2 protein-coding genes are annotated in these 2,171 nt (G+C 60.5%); both read right to left on the reverse strand.

The annotated features are described in order from the left end of the window. Positions 1 to 1,528, reverse strand: a 1,528-nt coding sequence (locus tag ACP5H1_RS08340) for a hypothetical protein (protein WP_427974035.1), incomplete at its 3' end; no start/stop codon positions are given. A gap of 129 nt (positions 1,529 to 1,657) precedes the next feature. Further along, on the reverse strand, positions 1,658 to 1,897 hold the full coding sequence (locus tag ACP5H1_RS08345; RefSeq protein ID WP_427974038.1) for a hypothetical protein: 240 nt from the start codon (positions 1,895 to 1,897) through the stop codon (positions 1,658 to 1,660). Positions 1,898 to 2,171: the final 274 nt, after the last annotated feature.

Consider the following 2,171-nt stretch of genomic DNA (forward strand, 5'->3'; position numbering starts at 1 on the left):
GCGAGTAGTGCAGCTCGTACTCGAGGCCCAGGATGGAGAGCGGGTAGTAGGGCGCGTTGGGTATGAGGCCCTCGAATGTCCCATAGCCGCTTATCGACGTCGACGGCGGTGTCGATGTTGGTACGACGTAGGTGAACGAGTAGTTGGCAAAGGTTACGCCACCAACGTAGTAGCCGCTTGGAGTGTAGTGGCTCTCGTAGTTCTCCTCGGCCGGGTAGAGGTAGGGGCTGGTGGGCAGGAGCGTGTCATTGCCTATGGCTGCCACCGCGGCGAACGTGGTGTCCTCAGGCACGTCGTAGATGTAGAATTCAAGTAAGTCGCCTGGGTTGAGCTGGCTGGCGGGCCCAGCCTCGCCCATGCTCTCTGATAATACCTCAAAGCTCGGGAATATGTTCAGGGTGCCAGCCCCAGCGTTTGGCGTGAAGAGGCCGTAGGGCTTGCGGGTCGACGGGTTCACGCCGTAGTTTGTGAGGCTGTAGTTCAGCGGCATGAAGGTCACAGTACCACTACCGTAGGTGTAGGTGCCGTTGGGCTCTAACTTCACGTACGCGTCGCCAGACTTCCCGATGGTTATCTGACTCCCGTAAGTCACGTTAAGCTGGAAGAAGCTTATGTTGAAGTAGCCCGTCATAGCGCCCGACTTGAGGTGGACGGCGTTGGTGAGGGCCGGCAGTACTATGTCATTCGAGAGGGTGCCGTATACGCCCAGCGAGGGCGGGGTCGCAGTGTAGTTTAGAGTGACCGGGCTGAAGACTTCTGACGAGGGAGAAGTTGGATAGTTACCCGCTATCAGGAGGGACCCGGTTGTCACGCTGACGTTCGAGAAGGAGCCGTATAGGTCGTAGGCTGTACCTGTAGTGTAGCCGCTCACTACGTAGCTTATTATGCCTGAGGCGAACTGGTTGGCGCCAGTGACGTTGAGGAAGGCCTTGTTGGCAGTCGTCACCTGGGCTATTGGCACGTAGCTCAGGTTGTTCACTGGACTAATCGTGACCTTTATCATTGGCCCTATGGCCAGGATGAATGGCCCAGCAGCTATTGCCGGGGCTGAGCCTCCATACTGCACGGGCGCGGACGTCGAGTACTTGAGGTAGACGTAGGCCCACCCCTGGGTGGTCAGGTTTTTGTACACTGCGCTCTCTTGGGTCGCCCCTGAGGAGAGGGCGTCCTGTGAACCGCCGTAGAAGCTTAGGTTACTGAGGAAGTAGTGGATGTCGCTGACAGTTATGGTCAGGTTGCCTATCACGGCCGTCACGTTGTTGGTCGAGAAGGCGGGAGTTATGGGGACGTCGCCGTAGTAGACGCTTTGCAGGCCGTTGGCGGAGAGGTATATGTGGGCTGCGGCCCCCTGGTAGGCAGACGACAGGTTGAAGGCAAACTCAACTACGCCGTTGACGCTGACAGCCTTTGTGTATACCTTACCGGTTCCTGGGAGCGGCGAGTAGGCCTTGGTTGCCGCTGCCCCCAGCAGGGGGGCGAGCAGCGCCAGGGCCAGGACTACCGCTGCTAGGGCCTTATACGATCTCAACATGGCTCACCTATGCTTGGCCAGACTACTTGGTCCCCATTGAGGTATTTAAGAAGTAACACCCGGGTATGCGGCACATAGAATCCCACCTGTGGGATAGGGGTTATGCGCCCGCCTTGGGGGTGGCCCTCAGCCCTCGGGGGCCAGCAGGTAGATAATACCGAGCCTCCCCTCGACCCTCACAGCTGCGCTGCCCTCAAGGGGCCGCGGCGAGAGCCCCAGGTGGAGGCCTCCCCCAGCCTTAAAGGCGACCAGGTAGGCGGTGCCGTTGACCTCGGCGCACGAGGCCACCGTGACGTTGAGCTGCGTCACGTTGACCTCAACGAAGGCCCCTCCAGGGCGGCCCACGCCATGAGCCTGCTGGGGCATCGAAGGCCGTGACCTCGCCGCCGACCTCGCTGGCCAGCTCCATCGCCCTGAGCGAGTAGTTGTAGGCCCCTAAAGCGTACGCAGAGCCCTGGCCCCCCCTCTAGGAGCTCCTCCTCCGCCCTCTCGAGCAGGCCCACGGCCTGGCTAAGGTAGGGGTCGGACTTTCATTGAGGTTTCATGAATTTGTATTCAACCTCTCGCCCTCATACCCCTGCCCTGCTCCCCGCGCCGTCTGCGGGAGCGGCAGCTGAACCGCTCCCCTCGAGGACGCGGG

This window comes from Acidilobus sp. (genome assembly GCF_049973875.1).
Lineage (GTDB): Archaea > Thermoproteota > Thermoprotei_A > Sulfolobales > Acidilobaceae > Acidilobus.